The organism is Actinomycetota bacterium, assembly GCA_035536535.1.
GTDB lineage: Bacteria > Actinomycetota > JAICYB01 > JAICYB01 > JAICYB01 > DATLNZ01.
This window is the reverse complement of the sequence record DATLNZ010000060.1, coordinates 1-24,463: the sequence shown is the minus strand read 5'-3', so window position 1 is coordinate 24,463 and position 24,463 is coordinate 1. Positions and strand designations below refer to the sequence as shown.

The 24,463-nt window shown below is 67.2% G+C and carries 30 protein-coding genes; 24 read left to right on the top strand and 6 right to left on the bottom strand.

The genetic code is table 11. From position 1 onward, the window contains the following. Positions 1-295 precede the first annotated feature (295 nt). From VNE62_03970 to VNE62_03925, 10 genes are all read left to right on the top strand, one after another. Positions 296-736 (top strand): SRPBCC family protein, encoded by a 441-nt coding sequence (locus VNE62_03970; GenBank protein HVE91449.1) that lies wholly within the window; start codon positions 296-298, stop codon positions 734-736. 35 nt (positions 737-771) lie between these two features. Next, positions 772-2,070, top strand: coding sequence for a phosphotransferase (locus VNE62_03965; GenBank protein ID HVE91448.1), 1,299 nt, complete (start codon positions 772-774; stop codon positions 2,068-2,070). Positions 2,071-2,134: 64 nt separating this feature from the next. Then, positions 2,135-2,653, top strand: coding sequence for a hypothetical protein (locus tag VNE62_03960; GenBank protein ID HVE91447.1), 519 nt, complete (start codon positions 2,135-2,137; stop codon positions 2,651-2,653). 60 nt (positions 2,654-2,713) lie between these two features. Next, the gene (locus tag VNE62_03955) at positions 2,714-3,505 is read left to right on the top strand and encodes a class I SAM-dependent methyltransferase (GenBank protein ID HVE91446.1); all 792 of its coding nucleotides are present in this window, start codon (positions 2,714-2,716) and stop codon (positions 3,503-3,505) included. Positions 3,506-3,542: 37 nt separating this feature from the next. After that, complete coding sequence (locus tag VNE62_03950; protein HVE91445.1) at positions 3,543-4,124, top strand: GrpB family protein; 582 nt, start codon at positions 3,543-3,545, stop codon at positions 4,122-4,124. Beyond that, positions 4,006-5,046 carry a phosphotransferase gene (locus tag VNE62_03945; GenBank protein HVE91444.1) on the top strand — a complete coding sequence of 347 codons (1,041 nt, stop codon included), beginning with the start codon at positions 4,006-4,008 and terminating at the stop codon, positions 5,044-5,046. The genes VNE62_03950 and VNE62_03945 overlap by 119 nt, the downstream gene beginning before the upstream one ends. A gap of 36 nt (positions 5,047-5,082) precedes the next feature. Then, positions 5,083-5,463, top strand: coding sequence for a VOC family protein (locus tag VNE62_03940; protein ID HVE91443.1), 381 nt, complete (start codon positions 5,083-5,085; stop codon positions 5,461-5,463). Positions 5,464-5,515: 52 nt separating this feature from the next. Continuing rightward, a complete protein-coding gene (locus tag VNE62_03935; GenBank protein HVE91442.1) occupies positions 5,516-6,004 on the top strand; it encodes a DinB family protein in 489 nt (162 codons plus the stop codon). Between the two features lie 20 nt (positions 6,005-6,024). Next, on the top strand, positions 6,025-6,531 hold the full coding sequence (locus VNE62_03930; protein ID HVE91441.1) for a GNAT family N-acetyltransferase: 507 nt from the start codon (positions 6,025-6,027) through the stop codon (positions 6,529-6,531). A 308-nt stretch (positions 6,532-6,839) separates the two neighbouring features. Beyond that, entirely contained in the window at positions 6,840-7,022 is a 183-nt protein-coding gene (locus VNE62_03925) for a hypothetical protein (GenBank protein ID HVE91440.1), read from the top strand. Between the two features lie 113 nt (positions 7,023-7,135). On the opposite strand, the gene VNE62_03920 is transcribed toward VNE62_03925, so the two are convergent. Further along, a complete protein-coding gene (locus tag VNE62_03920; GenBank protein HVE91439.1) occupies positions 7,136-7,423 on the bottom strand; it encodes a hypothetical protein in 288 nt (95 codons plus the stop codon). An 87-nt stretch (positions 7,424-7,510) separates the two neighbouring features. On the opposite strand from VNE62_03920, the gene VNE62_03915 reads away from it, so the two are divergent. From VNE62_03915 to VNE62_03870, 10 genes are all read left to right on the top strand, one after another. After that, positions 7,511-7,987 (top strand): MarR family winged helix-turn-helix transcriptional regulator, encoded by a 477-nt coding sequence (locus tag VNE62_03915; GenBank protein HVE91438.1) that lies wholly within the window; start codon positions 7,511-7,513, stop codon positions 7,985-7,987. 87 nt (positions 7,988-8,074) lie between these two features. After that, positions 8,075-9,040 (top strand): glycerophosphodiester phosphodiesterase, encoded by a 966-nt coding sequence (locus VNE62_03910; protein HVE91437.1) that lies wholly within the window; start codon positions 8,075-8,077, stop codon positions 9,038-9,040. Continuing rightward, positions 9,037-9,609 (top strand): hypothetical protein, encoded by a 573-nt coding sequence (locus VNE62_03905; protein ID HVE91436.1) that lies wholly within the window; start codon positions 9,037-9,039, stop codon positions 9,607-9,609. The genes VNE62_03910 and VNE62_03905 overlap by 4 nt, the downstream gene beginning before the upstream one ends. Further along, entirely contained in the window at positions 9,606-10,214 is a 609-nt protein-coding gene (locus VNE62_03900) for a DinB family protein (GenBank protein HVE91435.1), read from the top strand. Before VNE62_03905 ends, VNE62_03900 begins: the two co-directional genes overlap by 4 nt. Positions 10,215-10,276: 62 nt before the next feature. Continuing rightward, complete coding sequence (locus VNE62_03895; protein ID HVE91434.1) at positions 10,277-11,437, top strand: 2'-5' RNA ligase family protein; 1,161 nt, start codon at positions 10,277-10,279, stop codon at positions 11,435-11,437. A gap of 13 nt (positions 11,438-11,450) precedes the next feature. Next, positions 11,451-12,023, top strand: a complete 573-nt coding sequence (locus VNE62_03890) for a GNAT family N-acetyltransferase (GenBank protein HVE91433.1) — start codon at positions 11,451-11,453, stop codon at positions 12,021-12,023. Between the two features lie 59 nt (positions 12,024-12,082). Continuing rightward, positions 12,083-12,634, top strand: a complete 552-nt coding sequence (locus VNE62_03885) for a maleylpyruvate isomerase N-terminal domain-containing protein (protein ID HVE91432.1) — start codon at positions 12,083-12,085, stop codon at positions 12,632-12,634. Then, positions 12,619-13,161 carry a GNAT family N-acetyltransferase gene (locus VNE62_03880; GenBank protein ID HVE91431.1) on the top strand — a complete coding sequence of 181 codons (543 nt, stop codon included), beginning with the start codon at positions 12,619-12,621 and terminating at the stop codon, positions 13,159-13,161. The genes VNE62_03885 and VNE62_03880 overlap by 16 nt, the downstream gene beginning before the upstream one ends. Continuing rightward, positions 13,158-13,682 (top strand): GNAT family N-acetyltransferase, encoded by a 525-nt coding sequence (locus tag VNE62_03875; protein ID HVE91430.1) that lies wholly within the window; start codon positions 13,158-13,160, stop codon positions 13,680-13,682. The genes VNE62_03880 and VNE62_03875 overlap by 4 nt, the downstream gene beginning before the upstream one ends. A gap of 63 nt (positions 13,683-13,745) precedes the next feature. Next, the gene (locus VNE62_03870) at positions 13,746-14,144 is read left to right on the top strand and encodes a nuclear transport factor 2 family protein (protein HVE91429.1); all 399 of its coding nucleotides are present in this window, start codon (positions 13,746-13,748) and stop codon (positions 14,142-14,144) included. 81 nt (positions 14,145-14,225) lie between these two features. On the opposite strand, the gene VNE62_03865 is transcribed toward VNE62_03870, so the two are convergent. Then, a complete protein-coding gene (locus tag VNE62_03865) occupies positions 14,226-15,212 on the bottom strand; it encodes a hypothetical protein (GenBank protein HVE91428.1) in 987 nt (328 codons plus the stop codon). 224 nt (positions 15,213-15,436) lie between these two features. On the opposite strand from VNE62_03865, the gene VNE62_03860 reads away from it, so the two are divergent. Together VNE62_03860 and VNE62_03855 are read left to right on the top strand one after the other, a co-directional pair. Next, positions 15,437-16,789, top strand: coding sequence for a glutamine synthetase family protein (locus VNE62_03860; protein ID HVE91427.1), 1,353 nt, complete (start codon positions 15,437-15,439; stop codon positions 16,787-16,789). After that, complete coding sequence (locus tag VNE62_03855) at positions 16,786-17,445, top strand: response regulator transcription factor (GenBank protein HVE91426.1); 660 nt, start codon at positions 16,786-16,788, stop codon at positions 17,443-17,445. Before VNE62_03860 ends, VNE62_03855 begins: the two co-directional genes overlap by 4 nt. A gap of 13 nt (positions 17,446-17,458) precedes the next feature. Here VNE62_03855 and VNE62_03850 read toward each other — a convergent pair whose 3' ends face one another. The 3 genes from VNE62_03850 to VNE62_03840 are packed head-to-tail and all read right to left on the bottom strand — an operon-like array spanning position 17,459 to position 20,540. Next, the gene (locus tag VNE62_03850) at positions 17,459-18,715 is read right to left on the bottom strand and encodes a glycosyl hydrolase family 18 protein (GenBank protein HVE91425.1); all 1,257 of its coding nucleotides are present in this window, start codon (positions 18,713-18,715) and stop codon (positions 17,459-17,461) included. Continuing rightward, complete coding sequence (locus tag VNE62_03845) at positions 18,712-19,359, bottom strand: hypothetical protein (protein ID HVE91424.1); 648 nt, start codon at positions 19,357-19,359, stop codon at positions 18,712-18,714. Before VNE62_03845 ends, VNE62_03850 begins: the two co-directional genes overlap by 4 nt. Next, complete coding sequence (locus tag VNE62_03840; protein ID HVE91423.1) at positions 19,356-20,540, bottom strand: M20 family metallopeptidase; 1,185 nt, start codon at positions 20,538-20,540, stop codon at positions 19,356-19,358. Before VNE62_03840 ends, VNE62_03845 begins: the two co-directional genes overlap by 4 nt. A gap of 35 nt (positions 20,541-20,575) precedes the next feature. On the opposite strand from VNE62_03840, the gene VNE62_03835 reads away from it, so the two are divergent. After that, positions 20,576-21,640 carry a membrane dipeptidase gene (locus tag VNE62_03835; protein HVE91422.1) on the top strand — a complete coding sequence of 355 codons (1,065 nt, stop codon included), beginning with the start codon at positions 20,576-20,578 and terminating at the stop codon, positions 21,638-21,640. 71 nt (positions 21,641-21,711) lie between these two features. After that, a complete protein-coding gene (locus tag VNE62_03830) occupies positions 21,712-22,941 on the top strand; it encodes a hypothetical protein (GenBank protein ID HVE91421.1) in 1,230 nt (409 codons plus the stop codon). Positions 22,942-22,990: 49 nt separating this feature from the next. On the opposite strand, the gene VNE62_03825 is transcribed toward VNE62_03830, so the two are convergent. Next, the coding region (locus VNE62_03825; GenBank protein HVE91420.1) for a sigma-70 family RNA polymerase sigma factor at positions 22,991-24,463 on the bottom strand (1,473 nt) is incomplete at its 5' end.

The window sequence follows — 24,463 nt, the reverse complement described above, 5'->3', positions numbered from 1 at the left end:
AGGCGGAGCAGGAGGAGATCGTCAGGCACATGCATCGCGGGTTCGAGGACCTCGGGAGGTTCGAGAAGCATGCCGTCGAGACCGGCGGTCATGGGATTCCCCAGACGCTTGCCACGGTGGCCGAGCGGCGGTCCCGTGGCGACTTTCTGCTTGCCCCGACGGTTTGAGGGGCCCGAGACCCCACGGATCCCACGTAGGGTGATCCTCGGTGCGCGGGGGCCGACGAAGCCTTGTTCTGCGATCGCGACTGCTTCAGCGCGCCGCGGTCCCCATCTCTCTACCAGGAGGACGGACCATGCCGGTGGACGTATCGAGTGAGATCACGATCCTGCGCCCGCGCGACGCTGTCGCCGGCTTTTCGGCCGATCCGGACAACGCGCCCGCTTGGTACGTCAACATCAAGGCGGTCGAATGGAAGTCGCCGCGCCCGCTTGCGGTGGGATCCAAGCTCGCGTTCATCGCCACGTTTCTGGGGCGGCGCCTCGCGTACACGTACTCGGTGAGTGAGTTCGTTCCTGGCGAGCGGATGGTGATGCAAACGTCCGAAGGACCCTTTCCCATGGAGACCACGTATCTGTGGGAAACGGTGCCCGATGGCACACGGATGGTGCTCCGAAATCGCGGGGCGCCCGCCGGGTTCTCCAAAGCTGTGGCCCCCTTCCTGGTTCTGGCGATGGGCCGGGCGAACCGAAAGGACCTGCTCCGCCTCAAAGGCATCCTCGAAGGCCGAGCCTGATTGAGGGCGAAGGTAGCCCCGCGGAGAACGACCTCGTGAGACATCCTGAGCGCATAGAGGTGGCGTCGCGCTGGACCGCGGCATTGTCGAGGAAGGGCGTGACGCCTCTGACGGCGCTGGCCGAAGTCCTGGATGAGGACGTACGGACCTTGAACCTGGCCGGCAAGGAGTCCGTCCTCAACTGGTTCAGGACCTGGAACGGGATGCCCATGTTCCGCACCGGGACCTGGCGTGACCCGGTGGTCGCGGGCGATGTAGTCACGTTCGTGTGCGACTTCGACCCCCGGGCCGCCTTTCACGGCGCGACCATCAAGGTTACGGTCGGCGAGTCTGGGCTCATCACCCGCTCGGAGACGGTCATGAGTCCGGCCCCCGAGCCGCTGGGCAGCGTCATCCTGCGCACCTGGGGGCCCCGCGCGGGCCTGGACCGGCTCCCCGAACACCTGGCTTCCACCTACGGCGTCCAACCAAACAAGACGACGGCCCTCGACAACGGTGTCCTTCGCGTAGACCTGGCCAAGGGCGGACCGTGGGTCGTGCGAGTGTTTCCCGCCGACCGCCCCGTCGCTCACGTGGCAAGGGACGCCGCCGTCCTTCGGTTCCTGGAATCCCAGGAATTCCCCTCCGAGCGGTGCGTGGCGGACGTCTCCACGTTCGAGGGCCAGGGTGTTCTCGTCACGGGCTTCCTCAAGGGATCCAAACCGAAGCCAACCAAGTCCCTCCAGAGCAAGGTCGGGGGTCTCCTCGGCCTCCTGCACTCGCTGCCCGTGCCGAAGGGTCTCCGGCACGCCGCAGGCGGTCTGCATCTGTACACGATGGACGCCACCGTCCCCAACGAGATCCGGACCGCGCGTGAGTCGCTCCAGGCGGCCACTTTCCGCGGCAAGGACAAGAAATGGGACGTCCTCATGCAGGGACTCGACTCGGCCCCCGACTTCTCGACCCTGCCGAAGGCGCTCATCCACCCGGACCCGGCGGCCGTCAACATGATCGTGTCCGGGGGCGAGCCCGTCCTCATCGACTGGGCCGGCGCCGGCTACGGCCCTCGGGTCCTCGGTCTCGGTCTGCTGCTCGTCGCGTGCACGGAGGGCAAGACGTTCAACCGCGATTGGACGGACGCCGTCATGGGTGCCTACACCGAACACGTGAAGCTCAAGCCGGCCGAGCTGGAGGTCCTCGAGGCGGTCGTCTCGCACCGCCTGCTCATCCACGAGGTTTACAGCTGGTGCGTCGGCATGGCGAGGGAGCGCAAGCCGTCGAGCCGCAAGGAGTGGCCGCACAACAACGAAGGGATCGCCCAGATGGCCGGCCACATACGGCAGACGTGGTGCTGAGGGGGTTGGACCACGCCGGAGTGGACCACCCGGGCCCTGACGGCCCCCGATCGCGTCCGGCGTCGTGAGCATCTCCAACTTCGACCTACAGGCGCTGTTCGCGGCGTTGGATGCCGAGCGCCAGGCACGTTCGCTCAGCTGGGCAGGCCTCACACGTGAGATCAATGCGCTGTTCGGCGACGTCCCATGTCACCCCATTGCCACCTCGACGATCACGAGCCTGAAGGGCAAGCCCGAGGTGATCGGCAACGCCGCGCTGCAGATGTTGGTCTGGCTGGAGAGGACCCCCGAGAGCTTCATCCCCGGGCTCGGCACGCAAGTCAAGCGGGACCAGGTCCTTTCGCGGCTGAGTCCGGATCAAATCTTGCGCTTCGACACGCGTGAGATCTTTCTCGCGATGGAGGCGGCCCGGACTGAGCGGGGCGTGTCCTGGCGACAGGTGGCCGAGGAGATTGGCGGAGTGACTGCTGCGCAGCTGACGCGCTTGGGCAAGGGCGCAGGTGTCGGGGTCGTTGCGGCTGGGCGGATCGCTCAGTGGCTCGGGCGTCCGGTAGCCAGTTTCACGGTGGCGTCGTCATTGTGATGAACTTGCGCGCCGTACAACTCGGCTTGCAATGTCATCGAGAGCAGGGACCAGCCTGAGATGGACTTCCAGCGGCTTGGCTTCGACATCCCCGCCGCGCCGGCTGAAGCGTGGCGCTCGTACGACCACGCGGATCCGCAACCGGGCTACTACCAGTTCGACTGGCTCAGCTCGCGGCACCCGGACCTGTATCACAGCTTCGCCCTGTCGACGGTCGGCCTGATCGAAGAATTGCATCGGCTGGTCGATCTGTCAGGCCTCGTCGTGGTCGACGTGGGTGCGGGAACGGGTCGTTCGTCCGTCGGTGTCGCTGCCAAAGCGGGCCGGGTCCTTGCGGTGGACCGCTTTCCGTCCGTGGTGGAATTCGGGCGTGGGGTCGCACGTACGGCTGGAGCGGAAATCGTCCAGTACGCCGTTGCGGACCGCGCTGCACTCCCGGTGCGCGATTCGTCCTGCGATGTCGTGATGACCGCCTGGGCGGAGTCGGATCTGCTCGAGGCGCATCGGGCACTTCGTCCCGAAGGGCTCCTGATTCTGATGGGAGCAAACCCAAGGGCTCTCTCCGGCGAGCTGAGTGCAGTGTTGGAAACCGGCGACGCGCCGACGGAATGGTTCCTACCTCGGTGCCCCCCATCGGATGAGGAAATCGAGGATCCGGGCTGGCCAGTGCCTTTGTCGTGTCCGCTGAGGGTCCGAGACTTCACGTACGTCGCCGACTACGGCACCGTAGATGAGTGTGCGGCGATCATCGGACGCATCTTCGGTCCGCAGGCCGAGTCGTATATCCAAACACGCGCCCAATCCACACTCGCGTGGCGTCTGCGCATCTACTTGGCGCGCTTACGAAAGTAGCGTCCGAGGCCAAGGCCTGAACAGGGGTCCAATCGGCGTGGGAGCCGAACTTATGGTCGGCATGGAACCAGAGTCCGTCGTCATCCGTCCTTATGATCCGCAGTGGCCTACGGAGTTCGAGCGGGTCCGCCTCGAGCTCGCGGATGCCCTGCCGGAATCCGTGCTCGGGATCGAGCACGTGGGGAGCACCTCGGTCCCCGGGCTGGACGCCAAACCGATCATCGACATCCTGGTCGGTGTCCCGGATCTGACCAGGGGTCTGGAGCTCGTTCCGGTCCTGGAGTCGCTTGGCTTCGAGTATCGGGCCGCCGACGACCTCCCCGACCGACACTACTTTCCTCGCACCGTCGCGGGGCTGCGGGTGCACCACTTGTCCATTGCGGAGCCTGGTTCGCGTCACTTTCGCAATACGATCGCCTTCAGGGACGCCCTGCGGGCCGACGGGGATCTGGCCAGACGCTACGCGGACCTGAAGTATCGGGTCGCGAAAGAGGTCGGCCATGTTCGCTTTGCCTACACCAACGGCAAGACGGACTTCATCCTCTCGGTCCTGCGGCAGGTCGGCGGCGAAGTGGGCGGCGATTACCGGGTACGAGACCTCGGCTCTGGCACTTCATGACGTCTCCACGGCGGAGGCAGTGATCGCTTCACGGGACTCCGCACGCGCGCGAGCAATCTTGGGCCAACTGGGTGTCCGTCCACGGCGCCTTCGCGTCGTTGGCAGTCGACGAAACGTGCACTGGGTCGTGCAAACCACGAGTGAGCGAGTAGTCCTGCGCCGCTACGCGATCGACCGCTCCTGGGACGACGTTGCCTGGGAGCTGGGCCTGTTGGAGCGCCTTCATGACCGCGGATGGCCGGTGGCACCCGCTTTGACCCCTCCGTTTCAGGAGCGGGACGGCATCTGGTGTCTGTTTCCCTTCCTTCTGGGAAGACCGCGATCACCGAGGACCATCTCGAACCTTCGAGTCGAGCAGCGCGAGCGCGGACGTCTCCTGGCGCGGCTCCATGAGGACTTGGCGGACCTGGCGGATCTGGGTCAGCGGCCCGGGTGGCTGCCGGCCCACGAGGGGCTGTGGGTCCGGGCGGGCAGGCGCGATCCGGCCGATCTTCTTTCCGAGTTTGAGCGTGCTCATGGGGAGCCGGGCCGCGTGCTTCGCGTCTACGCCGAGAGGGCATCCGAGCGGTTGGAAGCGTTGTTGCCATTCGCGCCCAGGCCAATCGTGATCCATGGCGACTTCGCGCCTTGGAACCTGAGGTACGGAGGAGGTGTCCTCACCGGGATCCTCGACTTCGATTCGTCCCATCTGGACCTGCGGGTCGCCGATTTCGCGCTTGCCTGGCGGGGGCGGCATCAGGATGTCATCTCAGGTTACGAGCAGGAGGCTCCGCTCGAGCCCGTCGAGAGGGAGTTGGTCGGCCCCGTGTACTGGGCCTGGGTAGTGGCTTCGGCGGTGGGCGGGCTGGACGCAGGTAACGTCACGCCGGAAGGAGTCGCCTGGGCGGTGGAGCATCTGCTGCGAACGGATCTGTTGCAGTAACTGAGACTTGCTGCTGTCGAGAGCACAGGAGGCGGCATGCCCGAGTTCGTGCACGGCAAGGTGTCGTACATGCAGATCCCGGCATCCGATCCGGAACAGCTTGGTGGCTTCTACCAGAAGGTGTTCGGCTGGTCGCTGCGAGGTTCCGGCGGGCATGTCAGCTTCAGCGACGCAAGCGACGAGCTGATCGGCGCCTTCGTCACCGATCTTCAGAGCGTAGGGGAGCCGGGTCTCCTTCCTTACATCTCGGTGGACGACATCCATCAGGGCGTGGCCGCGATCGAGGCCCACGGAGGCGAGATGGTCAAGAGGCCTTACCGTGAGCCGGCAGATGCGGAAGATGGTCTGTGGGTCGCCACGTTCAGGGACCCGGCCGGGAACGTAATGGGCATCTGGAGCAGTCCGCCTGGTTCTTGAAGGGCGCGAACCGCCCGGGCTAGTCGCGGCCTCACCTCGCTAAACTCTCGTGATGTCCGTGCTCAGGATGCTTGCCGCGCACAACGAATGGGCGAACCGGCGAGTCTTCGCTGCGTGCTCAGAGCTGGACCCGTCGAGGCTGGCTGAGGCGTCAGATGCCTATGACTCGGTGGTGGGGATCCTGACGCACCTCGTGCAGGTGGAGCACGCCTTCTTCGAGCTCGCTCACGGCCGGGCCCCCACTCGGATCCAACTGGACGGACTCACGCCGCTGCGCGAAGAGTGCGGACGCATCGACCGGGCGTACGTGGACTACGCATCCACTCTGGACCCTGCCGAGGCCGACACGAAGTGTTTCGTCGTCCCGTGGTTCGGGTTCGAGGTCACGCTCACCGAGGGTGTTCTGCAGCCGCTGACGCACTCGCACAAACATCGTGCCGACGTCTCGATGCTCCTGCCCCGCTTGGGCGGCGCAGGGGTCGAGATGGACCTCATCCAGTGGCTGGACGAGCAGCGGGGATCCACCCGATCCACAACCTAGGGGCCGCGCGGCATAAGCCGATGCAGATCCTCGAGACCGACCGCCTCGTTCTGCGCCGGCTGCAGCCTGGTGACCTGCATGATCTGTTCGCGCTGTACAGCGATCCGCAGGTCCGCCGGTACTTTCCTGAAGGCACCCTCACGCTCGAGCAGACCAGGGACGAGCTCGATTGGTTCGTCGCCGGGGATCCCGACCATCCGGAACTCGGCCTCTGGGCGACGGTCCTGAAGGAGACGGGTGAGTTCATCGGGCGGTGCGGACTGCTTCCATGGACGATCGACGGCCGCCCTGAGGTGGAAGTTGCCTACATGATCTCCCGCGAGCTCTGGGGGAACGGCTACGCGACCGAGGCCGCGCGCGGAGTTCGCGACCACGGGTTCCACGCACTCGGTCTGTCGCGCCTCATCTGCCTGATCGACCACGACAATGTGGCGTCCCAGAGGGTGGCGATGAAGATTGGCATGACGTTTGAGCGGGAGGGGCGCGACGACAAGGGGCCGTTCCTGATGTATTCGATCCAACGCTGACTGCGATGTGGCGCATCCACGACGACGCAGGAGACGCGAGCGCGGTCTACGGTCCCATTGTTGCGCGCGGCGAGGTGGCCGGCTTCCGTTGGCATCTCCGCGGGAGGATTGTCGGGGATCGCGCCCGGAGCTACATAAACGTCGGGTTGGGAGCTATGGGGAGCTCCGGCGGAAGGTTGCCTTACAGCGAGCCGGGGCGGCGTCCGTCAAGCGCCATCAGCTGTCTCCAGTGGGGCGGAGAACTTCGTCCGGGTCGTCCGGGCCCAGGTCCGAACCACGTGCATGGGGTCGTTGCGAAGGGCGCTTCAGTGGCCGTGCATCTGTCCGACTCGACGGTTGTGCCTGCTGAGGTAGTCGATGTCGGCGACGAGCGTGCTGACTTCTTCGTTGCGGTCATGGCACCTTCATCGGCCACGTGGGTTGCCGTTGTCGCGTCCGCGGCCGACGGTACAGAGCTGGACCGGCGCGATCGCCGAGAGTTCCGCAGGTGAACTCCCCGTGGGGGGGTGCCTGATGGATCGAGTCACGGAGCTCCCGCGGCCCGCCGTCCCCCGGGAGCTCCACGACCCGCAACTCAGAGCAGGACCGCGGCCTACGGCGATCTCTACTTCACGAAGTTGTGGATAGGCAACAGTTGCGGCTCCCCTGGGTAACCGGCCTCCCGGAGAACCGGACCGAACACCTCTCCGAAGCGCTGAAAGGCCTCTTCGGACTCCCAGACGTCGATGACCCGCCAGCCACCTTCCGTGGGTCCTGCCGCGTGCGACAGGATTCCCTTGACGGGCCAGTCGCTGAGCGTGTTGAGCCCGCGCCCGTTCGTCAGACGCGAGACGACCTGCTCGTACTGCTCCCGGGTGGTCCCCGGGCTGTCGTGCACCATCACCACTGGCATGTGCCACCCCCTGGCTCGAACTAGTCAGGAACCTTGACGATCCTAGCGTGGGACGGGTAACTAGTCAAGGGCCCTTACTATGGTCTCGTGCCATATCCGGACGAAAGCACGCCGCTGCTGCTGCTCCTGGTTCTCGCGGAGCGCCACATGACAAATGCGCTTCAGGAGCACCTCGTGGAGGCCGGCTTCCATGACCACCGCGTCGTGCACCACAACGTCATGGCGCATGTCACCTACGACGGGGTCCGCACCACGGAGTTGGCGCAGCGAGCGGGCATCACGAAGCAGGCAATGTCCGAGCTCGTCCGAGACCTCGTTTCCCTGGGATACCTCCAGTCGGGGCCCGACCCGACGGACGGACGAGCCAAGCTCATCACCTTCTCTGTAAAGGGCCGCCGAGCGGTCAGCGCCGCAATGAAAGCCTTTGGATCCATGGAGCAGGAGTTGGCGGCGGCCGTCGGCGCGGAGGCGATGCAGATCCTGCGTCACAGTCTTCTAGGTCTGTTGGACACGCCCCTCGACCCGGGTGCAGTCCGTCGTGGCCGCCCACGACGTCGTGGATGAAGGCTGCATGGGCCCCCGGTGGGTTTCCCAGGGGCGGGGGAGGAAGCTGTCCTGGCATAGCGAACTAAGTCATTACCCGAGAGCCCTATGAAGATCAAGATCGCACCGCTTCTTGCCGCCGCCGTAGCCCTGTCTGCGGTCCTGCCCGCTCATGCCGTTCAAGGCGGACTGCCCGCCGACAACCCCTGGACCCAGCGGCGCGTCCTGAACATCGCTCACCAGGGTGGTGAGATCGAGGCTGCGTCCAACACCTTCTACGCGTTCAAGACCGCAGTCGCCAAGGGGGCCCACAGCATCGATCTGGACGTGCACGCGACCGCCGACCGTGAGCTCGTCGTGCTGCACGACGTCACGGTCGATCGCACAACCAACGGCACGGGCAGGGTCGACCAGATGACGAGGCAGCAGATCCAGGCCCTAGACGCTGCTCATTGGTTCGTGCCCGGCGTGGGAACCGTTCGAACCGGTGACAGGCCCGCATCCGACTACACCTACCGCGGCGTGGCCACCGGTCAGGTGGCGCCGCCCGACGGCTTCACGGCCTCAGACTTCACCATCCCCACCCTCCGCGACGTCCTCCGGACCTTCCCGGACACCTACGTCAACATCGAGATCAAGAGAACGACGCCGGACACGACCCCCTACGAGGCGGAGTTGGCTGCCCTTCTGGCCGAGTTCGGCAGGGACGACGACACGATCGTGGTGTCGTTTTATGACGCCGCCATCGAGATGTTCAAGGTTCACGCGCCCTCCGTCAGCACGGCTACCGCTACGGGGGAGAGTGCGGCCTTTTGGGCGTCATCCCAGGGGCCGCTGCCCGGGGCGCCGAACCCCCGGTACCACGCCCTTCAGGTCCCCCTCACGTTCAACGGCTTCACCGTCGTCACAAAGGACTTCATCGATAGGGCACACAGCAACGGCCTGGCTGTCCATGTCTGGACGATCGACTCGCGGGCCGAGATGGAGAGGCTGCTGGACCTGGGCGTCGACGGCATCTTCACGAACCTCCCGACACTTCTGGCGGAGGTGCTGGCGCAGCGATTTCCCGCATGAGCGGGAGTTTGGGACGCAACCCAACCCGGCCGAACCGTACGCTCAAAGCAGGGCGGTTTTTGGGGGTCGGTGCGGTCATCGGTGGTCTCGTCTACGCAGCCGCCGGAGGCGTCATGGCTGCGAACAACCTCGACTGGCTGGAGCTGCGCGGGGGCGCCAACTCGCTGTTCGTGTGGCTCGGTGCGGGATTGGCTCTCGTGGTGGTTGCCTTTGGGGTGGTACATGGCCGTGACATTTGGAGCCATGGCCCCAGGGGCATCGTCGCGTCCGTGAGCGGAGTCCTGGCCCCCGTGATTCTTCTCATGTCACCGCTCATCCAGTTCGCCATCTTCGGGACTTTCGCCACCTGGATCGCGATCGCCGCCTTCACCGTCACCGTCCACCGGGGCCGGCTACTCCCAAGGGGGGACGTGGCGCTTCTGGCCGTGGCCACTGTGGCCTCCGCCACTTGGAACACCGAGACGCCGTCCGCGGCTCTCCTGATCGTCGTAGGGGTTGCGGCAGCCTGGATCTCCTACCGCGCTCTGCTGTCGGACTGGTGGGGAGCGGATGCCGGAGCCGCGGCGTGAGCGGGAGTGGCGATAGGAACGCGCCTGAAGACGACTCGCCGTCCCCCGATGTTCGCCTTGCGAACATCGGCGCAGAGATCTGGGGTTACATCACAGCGACCCCGCGACCAGATCCCGGCCCCCTTGCGCTTCTCCACGTCCTGGCGGGGGCCGCGCTGTTCCCGCTGAGCCGGATCATGGACGGGATGACAGACGAAGAGCTCGGGTGGGCGCCCGTCCCGGACGCGATGCCGATGGACTGGGTTCCTCAGGGCCACGATCCTTCCAACGATCCCTTCACGACAATCGGCTGGCGCTGGCGCCACCTGGCGGAGGCGCTGCACGCGATCCCTGACTCGCTCGGCCCTGAAAGCCCGCAGTGGCCGGAGCGACCTCCCGAGATCGTGGATGCAGAATCCGCGGGGACGAACCTGGCCATGGGCATCCGTCGCGCGGCAGAAGCCTTGGCTGCTGCGACGGAGGAGAGACTGGATGAGCTGATCGACAACGACTTCGGTCGCCACAGTCGCAGGCACTGGGTCACCCTGATGCTCGTCGAGACGGTTCATCACGCCGCTGAGGTCGGCGTTCTGCGCGACCTGTACAAGAGACGTGGTGCGTCGTAGAACGCCGTATTCGACGAGAGAGACTCAACGTCTTGGTGCAGGAAAGGTGATCCCGGGACCGCATGAGCATCCGAAACGATGACACCACCGGACGCATCGGGGTTTGTCCCGAGTGTGGGTTTGACTGGGCCACCCCGGAGGACGCCCTGGCTTCGAGACTCGACACCATCACCGCGGGCTTCGATAGAGCGATCAGCCTCGTACCGGAACACGAGTTGCGTGAGAGGCCACAGCCGAATGTCTGGTCGCCGCTGGAGTACGCCGGCCATGCCCGCGACGTGCTGGCGTGGTTCGAGCATCGAGTCCGAAGGGTCCTGGACGAGGACCGGCCCCAGCTGACGTCCGTCGGCTGGTCAAGGGCCACGGACGAGCGGCAGTACCACCTAGAGGCCGCAAACCAGATCCTCGCCGGACTTGCCAGCGCCGCTTCGTCGCTGCGCAACCTGCTTGGCTCGCTGACTTCGGACCAGTGGCAACGCGTTGGGGTGGGGACCGAAGGCCATGACCGGGACGTAGTGATGCTCGCGAGGCGCGCGGTCCATGAGGCCCAACACCACCTCCACGACGTACAGAGACATCGATCCGTGAAGACGCCGTGGGACGACGACCCCGATCCGTCCACTGAATCCCACGCCGAGATCGGTACGGAGAACCCATGGGCCCCGCCCATGCACCGAAGCGCGGTGGTTGCCATTGAGGTCGACTTCTCGGCTTCGGTCGAGGCCGCCGTGGTCGGGCTTTGGTCGGGGCTGCGGGATGCGGGGCACCCGTCCCCGGGGGGACCAGGCCCCCCGCACGTCTCGCTTGCTGCTGCGATCGGCCTTTCGTCTCCCGACGACGCTGGCGGCCTCCGGTCGGCGGTTCAGGCCACGCTCTCATTAGCTCCCCCCTCCTTGTCGTTCGGTCATGTGGGCGCCTTTCCGGGTGAAGAGAAGGTCGTGTATCTGGGGCCGAAGAGATCCCCGGGCTTGATCGAGTGGCACGCGCAAGTTTGGGCGGCGGTCGAGAGGTTCCTGGTCGACCCGATCGATTACTACCGGCCCGGCAGATGGACTCCCCACTGCACGATGCGTTCAGGCCCCGGAAAGGCCGTGGAGGACACGATCAGGTGGCTGGAGCGCCACGTGGCTCTTCCCCTGCTGGTGCCGCTGGGAGGTGTGGCGCTGCGATGCTACCGGGACGGACGGTTCGAGGAACTGTGGCGCATCCCCATCTCCGCGTGATCAAGGAGGCAGGGTGAGCATCGAGGTCAAGCCGCTGGCACCTGCTCGGGTCCCGGATGCGGAGAAGGTCTTCTCCAGCGGCGCCGCTACGGCCGGGTGCTACTGCATGTGGTTCATCATCCCGGTGACGCAGTACCACGCAGGCGGGCGTCCCGAGAACCGGCAGCGATTCCTGCAGCTCGTGACAGACAGTCCGACACCCATTGGCTTACTCGCGTACGAGGGGGGCGAGCCGATCGGATGGTGCGCGACTGGGCCCCGGTCCCGCTACGTCCGTGCCGTCCGGGTGCCTTCCTTCAAGGGGCGGGACCCCTCCGAGGACGACGACGTGTGGCTGGTTCCGTGTTTCTACGTCCACAGCCGGATGCGGCGCAAGGGAGTCAGCCGCGCGCTGCTGGAGGGGGCCGTGGAGCTCGCGGGTACCCACGGCGCGAGCGCGATCGAGGGGTTTCCGTTCGAGGCTGGGGCGAAGCTGACGCGGGAGTCGATGGTGGGGGTGGAGTCCGTCTTCGCGTCGTGTGGGTTCGAAGTAGTCCGCAGGCCGTCGGGCGCCCGGGTCGTCATGCGCCGGCAACTTGGGCGCTGACACATCGGTCGCCCCACGCGGGAATGCCGCGGGGTCCCCCCGGGCATTAGGCTCGGTCGATGGACAAGGCCGGGCTGCAGAACTCGATTTCTGAAGTACACGGGGCGTGGCAAGCCGTGATCGACGAGCTCGGCCCCCAGGGGCTCGAGCGTCCCGGGGCGACGGGGGACTGGCGCGTGCGGGACGTCCTCGCGCACTTCAACTGCTGGGAGCGCTGGCAGCTCGTCCAGCTCCGCTGCGCGTTCACCGGCGAGACGCCCACCGACGAGGAGCTACACGGAGGGCTCACGTTCCCGCCGAACGACGACATGGCCGAAGACGCGATGAACGCCATGTTCTACGCCGCAAACGTGGACCGGCCACTGGACGATGTCGTGGCGGACTGGCGCGAGGTGTCGTCGATGCGGGCGGACTGGGTGGCCGCCGCGCCTCCGCCGCAGCTGAACGCGATCATCGGCCAGGACTGGACAGGCGGCACCAATCGGATCTTCCGCCTCGCCTCGGAGGTGCCGGCGGTCAGCGGCCCCGAGCCCGTGTGGGCACGGATCCTGGACCAGGTCCGCCACCAGGAACAACACCTGGAGCAGGTCCGGGAGTGGATGGGCGGCTGACGCCGGAAGTGACCTCCTCGCCGCACCGGCCCGAGGCGACCATCCAGTTGCTGGCCGACAGCCCCCACTTGATCGCAGCTGTCGCCGAGATGAGGTGGAAGGCATGGGGCGACCCGTCTCCACCTGGGGAGAACGGCTTGGCCGGGTGGATCGAGATCACGGGTGCAGAGGCGGGGAAGGACCAGCTGCCCATCACCTGGGTCGCCGTCGATGAACACGGGGCGGCCGTTGGGGCAGCCGCTCTTCAGAGCGAGTCCGACCTCCGGGCTCGCCCGGAGCTCCGGCCATCCGTTGTAGGCGTCGTGGTCGATTGCAGGCACAGGCGGTCGGGATTCGGCCGCCTCCTGCTGGGCGCGGTCGAAGCTTGGGCGGGGACGAATGGCGTGGAGCGCCTCTGGGTGGTGACGGGCGGACAGGCCGAAGCCTTCTATCGCAGATGTGGGTGGCATTTGGTGGAGGAGCCGGTCACCACTCCAACTGGTGTCCATGTCGCCGGGGACGTATGTGTGCTGACCAAGTCGACGTGACGGAGATCAGGTTCAGGCCGCTCGCTCGAGCGGACTTTGCGTTGCTGGCGGTCTGGCTGGGGGCCGAGCATGTGACCCCGTGGTTTGACCACACGCCCACCGCTCCCGACGAGATCGAGGCCAAGTACGGCCCCCGGGTCGATGGCACCGATGCCACCCGGGTCTACGTCGTCGAGCTCGAAGGCGAACCCGTGGGTTTCGTGCAGTGGACCCCAGCCTCTCAGTACGGATGGTGGCCGGCAGAGCTCGGTCTGGAGCAGGACTCGGTGGCGCTCGACGGCCTGCTCGGTACGCCGGTGGTCCTGGGACGCGGCCTGGGTCCGCGGATCCTGTCGCAGTTTCTGGCCGAGGCTCCCGGCGATTTCGGGGGTGCGACCAGGGTCATCGGCGAGACGGCCCTCGGCAACCAGCCGATGTGGCGCACGATGGAGCGAGTGGGTTTCAAGTGTGTCCACGAGGGCGACCTGACCCGGGACGGCAAGACGGACAGGCGCGTCTACGTCTACGAGCGCCAGCGGTGAGACCGTCGAGTCGTGAGCAGGGGGCTTGGGAGTAGCCTGGGCTCACGCGAAAAAGGGGGGCGCATGGGCGAATCTGCTCAGGTTGTGAAGGGCTTGTACGACGCGTTTGCCAAAGGCGACGTACCGGCTGTACTCGGGGCTTTCGATCCCAAGATCGAGTGGAATGAGGCCGAGGGCTTCGTGTATGCCGAGGGGAACCCCTACATCGGGCCCCAGTCTGTTGCTGAAGGCGTCTTCGGACGCATCATTTCTGACGTGGATGGCTTCGCGGTCATTCCTAAGCAGATCATCGACGCCGGCGACACCGTTGTCGTCGAAGGTCGCTACACGGGCAAGGTGAACGCGACGGGCGCCCCGGTGGACGCCCAGTTCGCCCACGTGTGGAGGCTGCGCGGCGACAAGATCGTCGGGTTCCAGCAGTACACCGACACCAAGCAGTGGACGGAGTCATTCGGGACCTGATCACGCACAAAGAAAGGCCCCGGCGCGCGAAGCGCGCCGGGGCCTTGACTTTGCGTCCCGCCGGAGCGGGAACCTACTGGTTTACAGAGGCGGGCAGCCCGGGGCCGGCCAAGGTGCCGGCGACGAGCAGGTCGCCAACTGCAGCCCTCCGACGAGTTGCAGAATCGTCGTGATCGACGTCCCGCCCATCCACGCGGGGATGGTGTCGCGGGCGTCGATGGCGATGTGGGTGATGTTCCCGGCCGCCAGGCCCCCGGCGACGACGGCGCCCGATCCGGAATCGCCCTTGTTGATGACGCCCTCGAACCTCCACTCCTCGCCCCACTGGTAGGCCACGCCTGCCCTCGGGGTGCCGCCGGTGCCGATGCCGAGCCCGTGGCCGCTGTGCAGCACGGGGACGATCGCGTTGCCGGTGTAGGCGCCGGTCGGACCGCCCACATGAGCCATCGAGGGGCTCACGTAGCTGTTGAGCTCCGGACGGATCGAGATCAGCGCGAAGTCCGGTGCGAGCCTGCTCTCGGAGTAGGTGCTCTTAACGATGTCGCCGATGTACACCACGCCCAGGGGCGCGAAGATCATGAAGACCTTCTCCCCGACGGTGCCGCAGTGACCGGCCGTCCCGATCGAGTAGGTCGAGCTGCCGGAGGTGGAGCCGCCCGGCTTGCCCCCGCCGCCCTTGGCAGCGGTGGTGGTCTTGTCCCCGCCGCCCTTGGTGCTCGTGCCGGCGGAGGTGCCGAGGATGCTGGTGGTGGTGCCGCCGTTGGTGAACACGAAGTTCGACGTGCACAGGGAGAAGTAGTCGGCCTGCGTCAGGTCCGCGTTGTTGCTGATGATGATCTGCTGTCCGGGACGGATGCCTACGAACGCCAGTGAGGAGGCCGGAACCTTCGCCTCCGCCGGAAGAGGTACCCCGGCCGGACCGGCCGCGGCCGTCCGGATTGCGAAGTCGCGGGTGAACCAGTCCGGAGCCTCAGCCGCCAGTCGGTCCACCGAAACCGAAGAACCCACGGCCGACTGCGCCGGGACCACCAAGCCGAAACCAAGCAGACATGCCAGAACCGCGCTCAACCGTGCCTTCATATCGATACCCCCAACCCGCATGCGGTTTTCCCAGTGAAGGATCTCCGTGCCTCAGGCTGCCCCAGCCGTGCCCCCACGGCCCCTGAAGAGGTGAGTACCGTCCTTCACCGGCTCTCAAAGAAGTAAACGGGGGACATGCCGAATTCTGTCTAACTATTTTCTTGGTGCATCAGCCCAGGTCAGGGCGTCGTAACCCGGATGTAACCTTGCTCGTGCAGGGTGAGGGGGTGATCGGCGTGGACGAAAAGCAGAAGGCCTATGTGCTCCGGCAGGTGGAGGAGCGCGACGTTCGCTTTGTCCGGCTGTGGTTTACCGACGTCCTGGGGTTCCTGAAGTCGTTCTCGATCCCCACCGAGGAGCTGGAGGGAGCCTTCGAGGAGGGGGTCGGCTTTGACGGCTCCGCCATCCAGGGGATGGCGCGGGTGCAGGAGGCCGACATGATCGCCTGTCCCGACCCCACTACGTTCCAGATTTTGCCCTGGCGCCCCGAGAGCCAGGGCGTGGCCAGGATGTACTGCGACATCGCCAGCCCCGACGGCACGCCGTTTGAAGGCGACCCCCGCTGGGTGCTGCGGCGGGTGCTGGGCAAGGCGCGGGAGATGGGTTTCACCTTCTACTGCGGTCCGGAGATGGAGTTCTTCCTGTTCTCCAACTCCGAGCAGCCCGACCCCCTGGACCAGGGGACCTACTTCGACCTGACCCCCCAGGACATCGGCTCGGAGTTTCGCCGCCGAGCGATCCACTACTCCGAGCAGCTGGGCATCTCAGTGCACACCTCGCACCACGAGGTGGCGTCTTCGCAGCACGAGATCGACCTGAGGTTCGCCGACGCGCTGACGATGGCCGACAACATCATGACCTTCCGTCTGGTGGTCAAGCAGGTGGCGCAGGAGCACGGGATCTACGCCACGTTCATGCCCAAGCCGATCCAGGGACAGTGGGGGTCGGGCATGCACACCCACCTGTCGCTGTTCGAGGGCGACCGCAACGCGTTCTTTGACGCCACCGACGACTACCACCTGTCGAAGGTGGCCAAGTCGTTTACCGCCGGAATTCTCACTCACGCGCGCGAGATGACCGCCGTCACCAACCAGTGGGTCAACTCCTACAAGCGCCTGATTCCGGGATACGAGGCACCCGTGTTCGTCGTCTGGGGACGGCGCAACCGCTCGGCTCTGGTTCGCGTCCCGATGGCCAAGCCGCACAAGGAGCAGTCCACGCGCATCGAGTACCGGGCCCCGGATCCTGCCTGCAACCCGTACCTGTACTTCGCTGTGGTCCTGGCGGCCGGGCTCAAGGGCATCGAGGAGAACTACGAGCTGCCCCCCGAAGCACAGGACGACATCTATTCGCTCGCCCCCGAGGAGCGCCGGGCGCTGGGGATCAAGGCCCTGCCCGACACGCTGGAGGACGCCCTGGAGCTGATGGAGCGTTCGGAGCTCATGGCCGAGGCCTTGGGGGAGCACGTCTTCGAGTGGTTTCTGCGAAACAAGCGCGACGAGTGGGAGGAGTACAAGGCCTACGTCACGCCCTTTGAGCTCCAGCGCTACCTGCCGATGCTGTGAAGATCTGCACTCTCTACGCCGCCGACCCCGACTCCGTCAGCGGCGTCGCGCGAGACCTCGAGCTGCTAGGCCTGACCACCGAGAGCGCAACCCTGACCGATGGGCCGCCCGGCTCCCGGGTGGACCTGGTCTGCGTGTCCACCGGAAACGACGCCGCGGGTGCGCTTTCGTTCTGCCAGGTCCTCGGCAAAGAAGAGACGATGCGGTCGGTCCCGCTTCTTCTGCTCGTCCGGCTGGAGCATCTGCGGGAGCTGTTTTTGCGTGAGGGCGCCTTTGATGACTTTCTCGTGATCCCGTACCAGCTGGCCGAGCTGGACGCCCGCCTTCGTCACCTTCTGTGGAGGTCCAGCCAGGGACAGCAGACCGACGTCCTGACGTTCGGCCCCCTGACCGTCAACCTCGCGACCTACCAGGTGCACGTCGAGGGGCGCCCGGTGAACCTCACGTACATGGAGTACGAACTGCTCAAGTTCCTGGCCACCCACCGCGCAAGGGTGTTCACCAGGCAGGCGCTTTTGTCCCGGGTGTGGGGCTACGACTACTTCGGCGGGACGCGAACCGTCGATGTGCACGTCCGACGCTTGCGCTCGAAGCTGGGGGAGCACGCCAACGTGATCCAGACCGTCCGCAACGTCGGGTACAAGTTCGCGGGCTGAGTTCCGTGTCGTCTCAGCCGCGACGTCGGGAGCGCCGCTGGCGGCGGGCGGAATGACCGACGGCCCCCAGCCCTAGAAGCAGCGATACCGCCGCCAGGGCGGTCACGGCCGTCCTGTCCGCCTGCTCCTTCGGTGCCGGACCGGCTGCGCGCGTGACTGGGCCCAGCGTCGGCAGGGGTGGCAGCGGCAGGGGAGTCGGGGGACTCGGGGAAGGCGAGGGCACAGGCGTGGGAGCAGGGGTCCGCGCGACCTGCGCCGCCGGCCTTGATGGGGGTGCCGCGCCCGTGACCGCCCGCCAGGCCGACGGGGTCTCGAACCCCAGCCTCCATGCAGCCAGGCCGGCCAGGGAGTACTTGTCCACCAGGGCCGCCTTCAGTGCGAGCGACCGCTCGTCCTCCACCCAGATCCTGTGCTCGGCCCCGTTGCGGACGTACGTCGCATAGGTCAGTCCCAGCTGCGCGTCCCATGTGGATGTCGCCCCGCGCGAACGCAGGCGCTCGGGGGCGTTCTTCATGAACACGACCTCCGGGGGGGCCGAGTCGGTCCAGTCGCGCGAGTAGAAGGGGACGCCGAGGATCACCTTGGGGGCCGGGACGCTTCGGAGCAGGTAGCGGACCGAGTCCTCCACCCACGGAAGCGCGGCGGTGGGACCGTTGGGCTTCAAGCGGTTGTGCTGGTCGTAGGCCATGAGCACGACGTAGTCGACCGCTTCGCCCAGAGCGGCGCGGTCGTAGGCGGCCGTCCAGTTGCCCATCTCCCACGTGTCGGACAGCGGCGTGACGTCCACCGACACGGTCAGCCCCCGCGAGCGCCAGGCGGCTGAGGCCTCCCGGACGAAGGCGGCAAAAGCGTCCCTGTCTGCGGTGTGGAGGTTCTCCCAGTCGATGTTGACGCCGTCGGCTCCGGCGGCCGTCGCCAGCTCACCGACGCGCGCGATCATCCGCCCGCGGATGCCCTCGTCGGTAATGGCGCGGTGCGACGCGTCGGGGTTGGTGCCGTTGCCGAACAGAGGCCACACCTTCATCCCGCGCGAGTGCGCCCAGTCGGACAACGCACGGTCGCCGGTCCCGGAGACGGTCCCGTCCGATTTCAGGTGCCACCAGGTGGGGGAGAGCGTGTTCAGACCCGGGGCGCTTGAAGCAAGCGTGCGTGCGCTGGACGTCGACGCGGTGGTCCAGCCCAGCACGATCCCGGGGGCCGCCGACGCCGGCGGGGGCTGCAGCGACAGCACCAGTGCGACGGCCGCGGACAGCCTCGTCGCTCGGATCAATCCACCACCTGGAGCTGGCCCTGCATCCCATCGATGCGGTGGAACTTGCACTGGAACGTGTATGTCCCCTTCGGGACGAAAGCCTCGACCGGGTCGGTCACTGTCTCCTGTCCGGCGTCGATGTCCACGTCCATGGCGCCCTGTATCGAGATGTTGTGGGTGAGCCGTCCCTTGTTGGCCACGGCCAGCGGCTGCTTGATGTGGACCTTGACGCACGTGGGCTCGTAGCGCTTGTCCAGCAGCACGAGCTCGGCCGCCCGTTGCGACGTGCGGTCGGTGCAGTTGGAGACCGGCTGCGAACGCGGGTCGCCGGGTGCGGCTCCCGGGACCGGCTCACCGCCGGTGCCTCCCGAGGTCCCGCCTCCTGCGGCGCCGCCTCCCGCGCCTCCGGGCTGTGCGGTGGCCCCCGGCTGGGCGCCGCCGCCGGATCCCGGACCGGACCCGTCCCCAGCGGCACCGGCTCCGTCCGGGGAGGCCCCGCCTCCCAGCGGAAGTTCCGTTGCTCCGGCGGCCGCCGTGGACGACGACTTGGCGTCCTCACGACTGCGTCCCCGCCGGTCGGAGCACCCGGCCACGCCGCCGGCGACCAGGACAACCAGCGCCGCCGCGGCTACTTGCAGGCGAGCCTCGCGGCCGCGAGTCATGACACCCCCAGGAATCGGGCGAAGGCGTGCGCGTACACACGGGCGCCCATAGCGAGCTCGTCCAGCTTTACGTGCTCGCCGGTTGTGTGCGCCAGCATGATGTCGCCCGGCCCGAAGATGACCGTCGGGATCTTCGCCTGGTTGATCAGGAACCTGGCGTCGGTCGCGCCGGAATAGCCGAGCTCGGCCCCCTCGGCGCCAAAGGCGTCCCTTGCCTGCGCGAGCAGCCCGACCATGGACGTGCCGTCCGGGGTCTCGCAGGCCTCGGCCCAGTTGTGGACCTCGACGCTGGCCCGCAGCTCGGGGTCGGCCTGCCTGAGCGGGTCCAGTGCGGACTCAAACTCTGCGACGACCTCCTCAAGCTCCTCGCCGGGCAGCGTGCGGCGGTCGATCTCGATGACGCAGCTGTCGGCGACGGAGTTGACCTTCGCGCCGCCGGCGATCGTCCCGACGTTGACCGTCGGGGCACCGAGGACGGGATGCAGCTTGCGGAACCTCATCTGCGACACCGCCTGCACGACGCGCGCCATGTGCCCGATCGCGTTCACGCCCAGCTGGGGGGTCGAGCCGTGGGCGGAAACCCCTTGCGTGCGGATCCGCAGCCACAGCGCACCGCGCTCGGACGTCACCAGGTGAAGCGAAGTTGGCTCGCCGACCACGCACTCGTCGATCCCGTCGCACAGGCCTTCGTCCACCAGGTACTTCGTGCCGTGGACGCCGAGCGCCTCCTCGTCGGCAACCAGGTGGATCAGCAGCTTGCCGCGGGGGGTGACGCCCGCCCGCTTGAGAGCGGAAACCGAGGCGAGGCATGCCGCAATGCCGGCCTTCATGTCGCTGGAGCCGCGTCCGTAAAGCTTTCCCTCCTGGATGGCGCCCGAGAACGGTGGATGCGGCCAGCGGTCGGCATCGGTCGCGGGGACGACGTCGTAGTGGCCGTTGAACGCCAGCACCGGACCGTCGCCGTCGCCCCACCGGCTGAGGACGTTTACGCGCCCCGGCTCCGGCTCCACCCGCTCGTGCGGCAGGCCGAGCCGGTCAAGCCACGACTCGGCGGCGGCGGCGACCTCGCGCTCGTCGCCCGGCGGGTTTTCGCTTTGAGCCCGGACGAGGTCGCGGCAGATCTCCACCACCTCGTCGGGGTCCACGTGCTCGCGGACGAGCTGCGCCAGGTCGTCGGACATGCGGTTCAGCCTAACCGCGCGTCACACTCTGGGCCGTGGGTGGCGCGGCGAGGCGACCGGGGACTGAGGTCCACTCCGGCACGCCCGGCCCCCCGGGTGTGTCCAGGGAGGCGGCCGAGGTCCATGCGGCGGCGCCGGTCGTGGACCTTCACTGCGACGCGATCCTTCAGTGGCGCTGGCTGCGCGCGGACCTGTCCCGTCGCCACCGCGGCAACCCCCTGCCGTCGTCTCCGGGCATGGGGCATACCGACTTTCCCCGGCTGCGCGAAGGAGGGGTAGCCGTGGTGACCCTGGGCATCCCGGCTCCCGTGGTCAACGCTGTTGACGGGCCGGGGGTGGCGGAGCAGATGATGCTGGCCGCCCACGCGGCCATGGCGCGCGACGGCCGCACCCGTGTCCTGGGGACAGACGAGGACCCGCTGCAGGCCAAGTCGCAGGGCGAGCTTCGGGCCGTGTTCGCCATCGAGGGAGCGCACCTCGTGGGATTCGACCTGTCCGTCCTGCCGGTCTGGAGGTCACTCGGCCTGAGGATGGTCGGACCGGCGCACCTTCTGCCGAACGTCGCCTGCACGCCGTCGTCGTCGCCCAGCGGGGCCTCGAAGCCGCTCACCAGGTACGGACGCGCGCTGGTGGAGGCGGTGGGCTCCAACGGTCTCGTGCTGGACCTCGCCCACATGAACCGGCGCGGCTTCGACGAGGCGCTGGAGATCCACGACGGGCCGGTGATGGTCTCGCACACGGGGATCGCCGGAGCGCACCCGCTGTGGCGCAACGTCTCCGACGAGCAGGCGATGGCGATCGCCGAGCGAGACGGCGTCATCGGGATCATCTTCTTCCCCGCGTTCCTGCGGGGCTCGTTGTCCGGCAGCGTCGAGGACGTCGTGGACCACGTTGAGGCCGCGGCGGCCGTCGTGGGTCCGGACCACGTCTCGATCGGGACCGACTTCGACGGCTCGATCACCATCCCCCGCGAGATGCGCAGGGGCGCGGCGGACCTGATGCTGCTGACCGACGCGATGCTGCGCAGGGGGATCCCCGCCGAGGACTGCGTGAAGATCCTGGGCTCCAACGCCCTGCGTGTACTCCGGCGGGCCGGATGAGGGGCTTGCGCCGGGCCCGGGGTGGCCCTGATGATGCAGCGGTTGTCCCGCCCGCATGGGAAAGGAGACCGATGAGGAAGCTGGTGAACGTCGCGCTCGTGCTCGCCCTCGGCGCGAGCGCGTGTCAGTCGCCGGAAGGCGAGCAGGCCGACGAGGAGCAGGGCGCGGGGGCCGAGACCAGGACGGTCCTGGTGGACGGCTCGACGAAGGAGTTCCGGGGAAGCGTCCTGGCCTACTTCCCCAAGCAGGTGACGGTCCGCCAGGGGGACACGGTCCGCTTTAAGAACAACTTCAACGGGGAGCCGCACACCGTGACTCTGGGCACGCTCGTGCAGCCGGTGCTCGATGAAGCGGCGAAGGCGCCGGCCGGCCAGGAGGCTTCCCCGGACCTGGAGAAGAAGTTCAAGGCGTTCCCGGTGATGCTCCCCGAGGGTCCCGGTGACGCCAACCAGATTGCGGTCAACCCGTGCTATATCGAGTCCGGGGCTCTGCCGGCCGACGCCTCCAAGGCGTGTCCGGAGACCGAACAGCCGGCCTTTAACGGCAAGCAGGCCTACTACAACAGCGGGTTCCTCAATCGCGACCAGGAGGAGTTTCGGATGCAGCTGGCCGACGACATCGCTCCCGGGGCCTACCGGTACTACTGCAACCTGCATGTCGAGGCCATGACCGGCGAGATCAACGTCGTCGCGAAGGACGCCGAGATCCCCTCCCAGGAAGATGTTGACCGAAAGGCCAAGGAGGAGCTGGACAAGGCCTACGCGCCCCTGCTCGAGCCGTACAAGCAGGCCCGCACCGGCAAGGGACCGCTAGGGAATGTGGCTGGGTTCGGCGTGGCAAGCGGCGGGACCGCCCAGGCCCTGGAGTTTTTGCCCAAGACCATTGAGACGAAGGCCGGACAGAAGGTGACGTGGACGATCATCGGCCCCCACACGATCACCTTCAACTCCAAGTTCAAGGGGTTCTTCCTGGACAAGGGCGATGACGGGGGCTTCCACGTCGAAGCCGCACAGTTCGCCCCCGCGGCAGGTCCCGGCCAGCCCAGAGAAGTTCAGGCGGCCCAGGCCGGCGACCACGGGCAGCACGACATGCCAACGCCGCCGGGCGGGTCGGAGCAGCTTCCGCCCGCAAAGAACGTCGACGCGGGAGCCTTCGACGGCGAGGAGACGAAGTCGTCGGGGCTGTTCCTGAGCTTCCCGCCGAACATCTTCAGCTACAGCGTGACCTTCACCAAGGCGGGGACCTACAACTACATCTGCCTCATCCACCCGGCGATGACGGGGACGGTGAAGGTGTCCTAGCGGGCGTTGGGAGCGGCGGCAGCGCGGTGCTGCCGCCGCTCCTGCAGTTCTAGGCGTATTCCTTGAGCTTGGCCGGGGCGCTCGGGTGACGCAGCTTCGCCAGCGCCTTCGCCTCGATTTGGCGGATCCGCTCCCGGGTGAGGTTGAACTCCTTGCCGATCTCCTCAAGGGTCCGGGGACGTCCGTCGGCGAGTCCGAAGCGCAGTTCCAGCACGCGGCGCTCGCGGTCCGAAAGCGTGTCCAGCACCGAGCGCAGGTCCTCCTGCAGCATCGACTGCAGAGCCGTCTCGCTGGGGGCCTCCGCGGACACGTCCTCGATGAAGTGCAGCAGCTCGGTCTCCTCGTCTTCGCCCACGGGCGTCTCGAGGGACACAGGCTCCGGCATGATCCGGAAGATTTCGTGGACCTTGTCCGGGGTGAAGGCCGCTTCCTCGGCGATCTCCTCCACGGTCGGCTCCCGGCCGAGCTTGTCCAGCAGCTCCTCCTGGATCTTTCGCACCTTCTGGACGGCCTCCACCATGTGGACCGGGATTCGGATCGTCCGGGCGGTGTCGGCGATGGCGCGCGTGATCGCCTGGCGGATCCACCACGTGGCGTAGGTCGAGAACTTGAAGCCCTTGCGCCAGTCGAACTTCTCGACGGCGCGCATGAGGCCGAGGTTGCCCTCCTGGATGAGGTCCAGAAGCGGCAGGCCCATGCCCTGGTAGCGGCGCGCGATCGAGACCACCAGTCGCAGGTTCGACTGGATGAACCGCCGACGGGCGGCGCGGCCCCCTTCGCGATCGTGGTCCAGGCGCTCCTGAGTGCGGGAGGTGAGCTTGTGTCCTTCCTTTTCGATGCGGCGGATGGCCTTTTCGCCCCGCTCGATCGCCTGCGCGAGCTCGACCTCCTGCTTGTCGGTCAGCAGCGGGTACTGGCCGATCTCCCGCAGGTACATGCGGACGAGGTCGGCCTCGCCCTGCTCGAAGACGTTGTCGCGGTCGGCTCCGCGCCGGCCGGGCGACTTGGCCGCGGCCTTGGGGGGCTTGACCGCCGTCAGCACGGCGGGCACGCCGTCCGGCGCCGCCGGCTTGGCGGTCCCTGTGGTCTCCTTCAGAGGCGGAGCGACCGTCAGCTTTGCGCCGCCCTTTTTCGACGAAGGCTTGCCGGCTGCCTGCTCCTTGGGCGCCGGAGCGGCCTTCAGGGCGCGCTCGGGCTTGGCGGCGGCCTTCGCGGGCTTGGCCGGTGCCTTGGCCTTTGCCTTTGCTTTGGGTGCGGCATCCTTCACGGCCCGGACCACGGGCTTTGCCCCCGCGGCTTCGCGCGCCTTTTTCGGCGCGGCCACGGGCTGCTCCCTGCTCCGGGCGGGAGTCTTGGCCCTGGACTGCGCGGGCGTCGCCTTGCCGGCCCTCGTGGGGGCGGCCGGTTTGGAGGCTTTTGCGGGCTTGGCCGCGGCCTTTACGGCCGCCTTCGCCGTGGACTTCTTTACCGCGGGCGAGGGCTTGGAGGCTGCGTTCTTCTTTGTTCGTGCGGGCTTGGCCAA

Excerpts from the sequence above, each read along its gene's own strand:
- VNE62_03830 (HVE91421.1), top strand. The coding sequence starts at position 21,712 with ATGAGGAAGCTGGTGAACGTCGCGCTCGTGCTCGCCCTCGGCGCGAGC.
- VNE62_03940 (HVE91443.1), top strand. The coding sequence starts at position 5,083 with ATGCCCGAGTTCGTGCACGGCAAGGTGTCGTACATGCAGATCCCGGCA.
- VNE62_03885 (HVE91432.1), top strand. The coding sequence starts at position 12,083 with ATGGACAAGGCCGGGCTGCAGAACTCGATTTCTGAAGTACACGGGGCG.
- VNE62_03870 (HVE91429.1), top strand. The coding sequence starts at position 13,746 with ATGGGCGAATCTGCTCAGGTTGTGAAGGGCTTGTACGACGCGTTTGCC.
- VNE62_03840 (HVE91423.1), bottom strand. The coding sequence starts at position 20,540 with ATGTCCGACGACCTGGCGCAGCTCGTCCGCGAGCACGTGGACCCCGAC.
- VNE62_03845 (HVE91424.1), bottom strand. The coding sequence starts at position 19,359 with ATGACTCGCGGCCGCGAGGCTCGCCTGCAAGTAGCCGCGGCGGCGCTG.
- VNE62_03910 (HVE91437.1), top strand. The coding sequence starts at position 8,075 with ATGAAGATCAAGATCGCACCGCTTCTTGCCGCCGCCGTAGCCCTGTCT.
- VNE62_03930 (HVE91441.1), top strand. The coding sequence starts at position 6,025 with ATGCAGATCCTCGAGACCGACCGCCTCGTTCTGCGCCGGCTGCAGCCT.
- VNE62_03895 (HVE91434.1), top strand. The coding sequence starts at position 10,277 with ATGAGCATCCGAAACGATGACACCACCGGACGCATCGGGGTTTGTCCC.
- VNE62_03905 (HVE91436.1), top strand. The coding sequence starts at position 9,037 with ATGAGCGGGAGTTTGGGACGCAACCCAACCCGGCCGAACCGTACGCTC.
- VNE62_03920 (HVE91439.1), bottom strand. The coding sequence starts at position 7,423 with ATGCCAGTGGTGATGGTGCACGACAGCCCGGGGACCACCCGGGAGCAG.
- VNE62_03970 (HVE91449.1), top strand. The coding sequence starts at position 296 with ATGCCGGTGGACGTATCGAGTGAGATCACGATCCTGCGCCCGCGCGAC.
- VNE62_03945 (HVE91444.1), top strand. The coding sequence starts at position 4,006 with ATGTTCGCTTTGCCTACACCAACGGCAAGACGGACTTCATCCTCTCGG.
- VNE62_03935 (HVE91442.1), top strand. The coding sequence starts at position 5,516 with ATGTCCGTGCTCAGGATGCTTGCCGCGCACAACGAATGGGCGAACCGG.
- VNE62_03955 (HVE91446.1), top strand. The coding sequence starts at position 2,714 with ATGGACTTCCAGCGGCTTGGCTTCGACATCCCCGCCGCGCCGGCTGAA.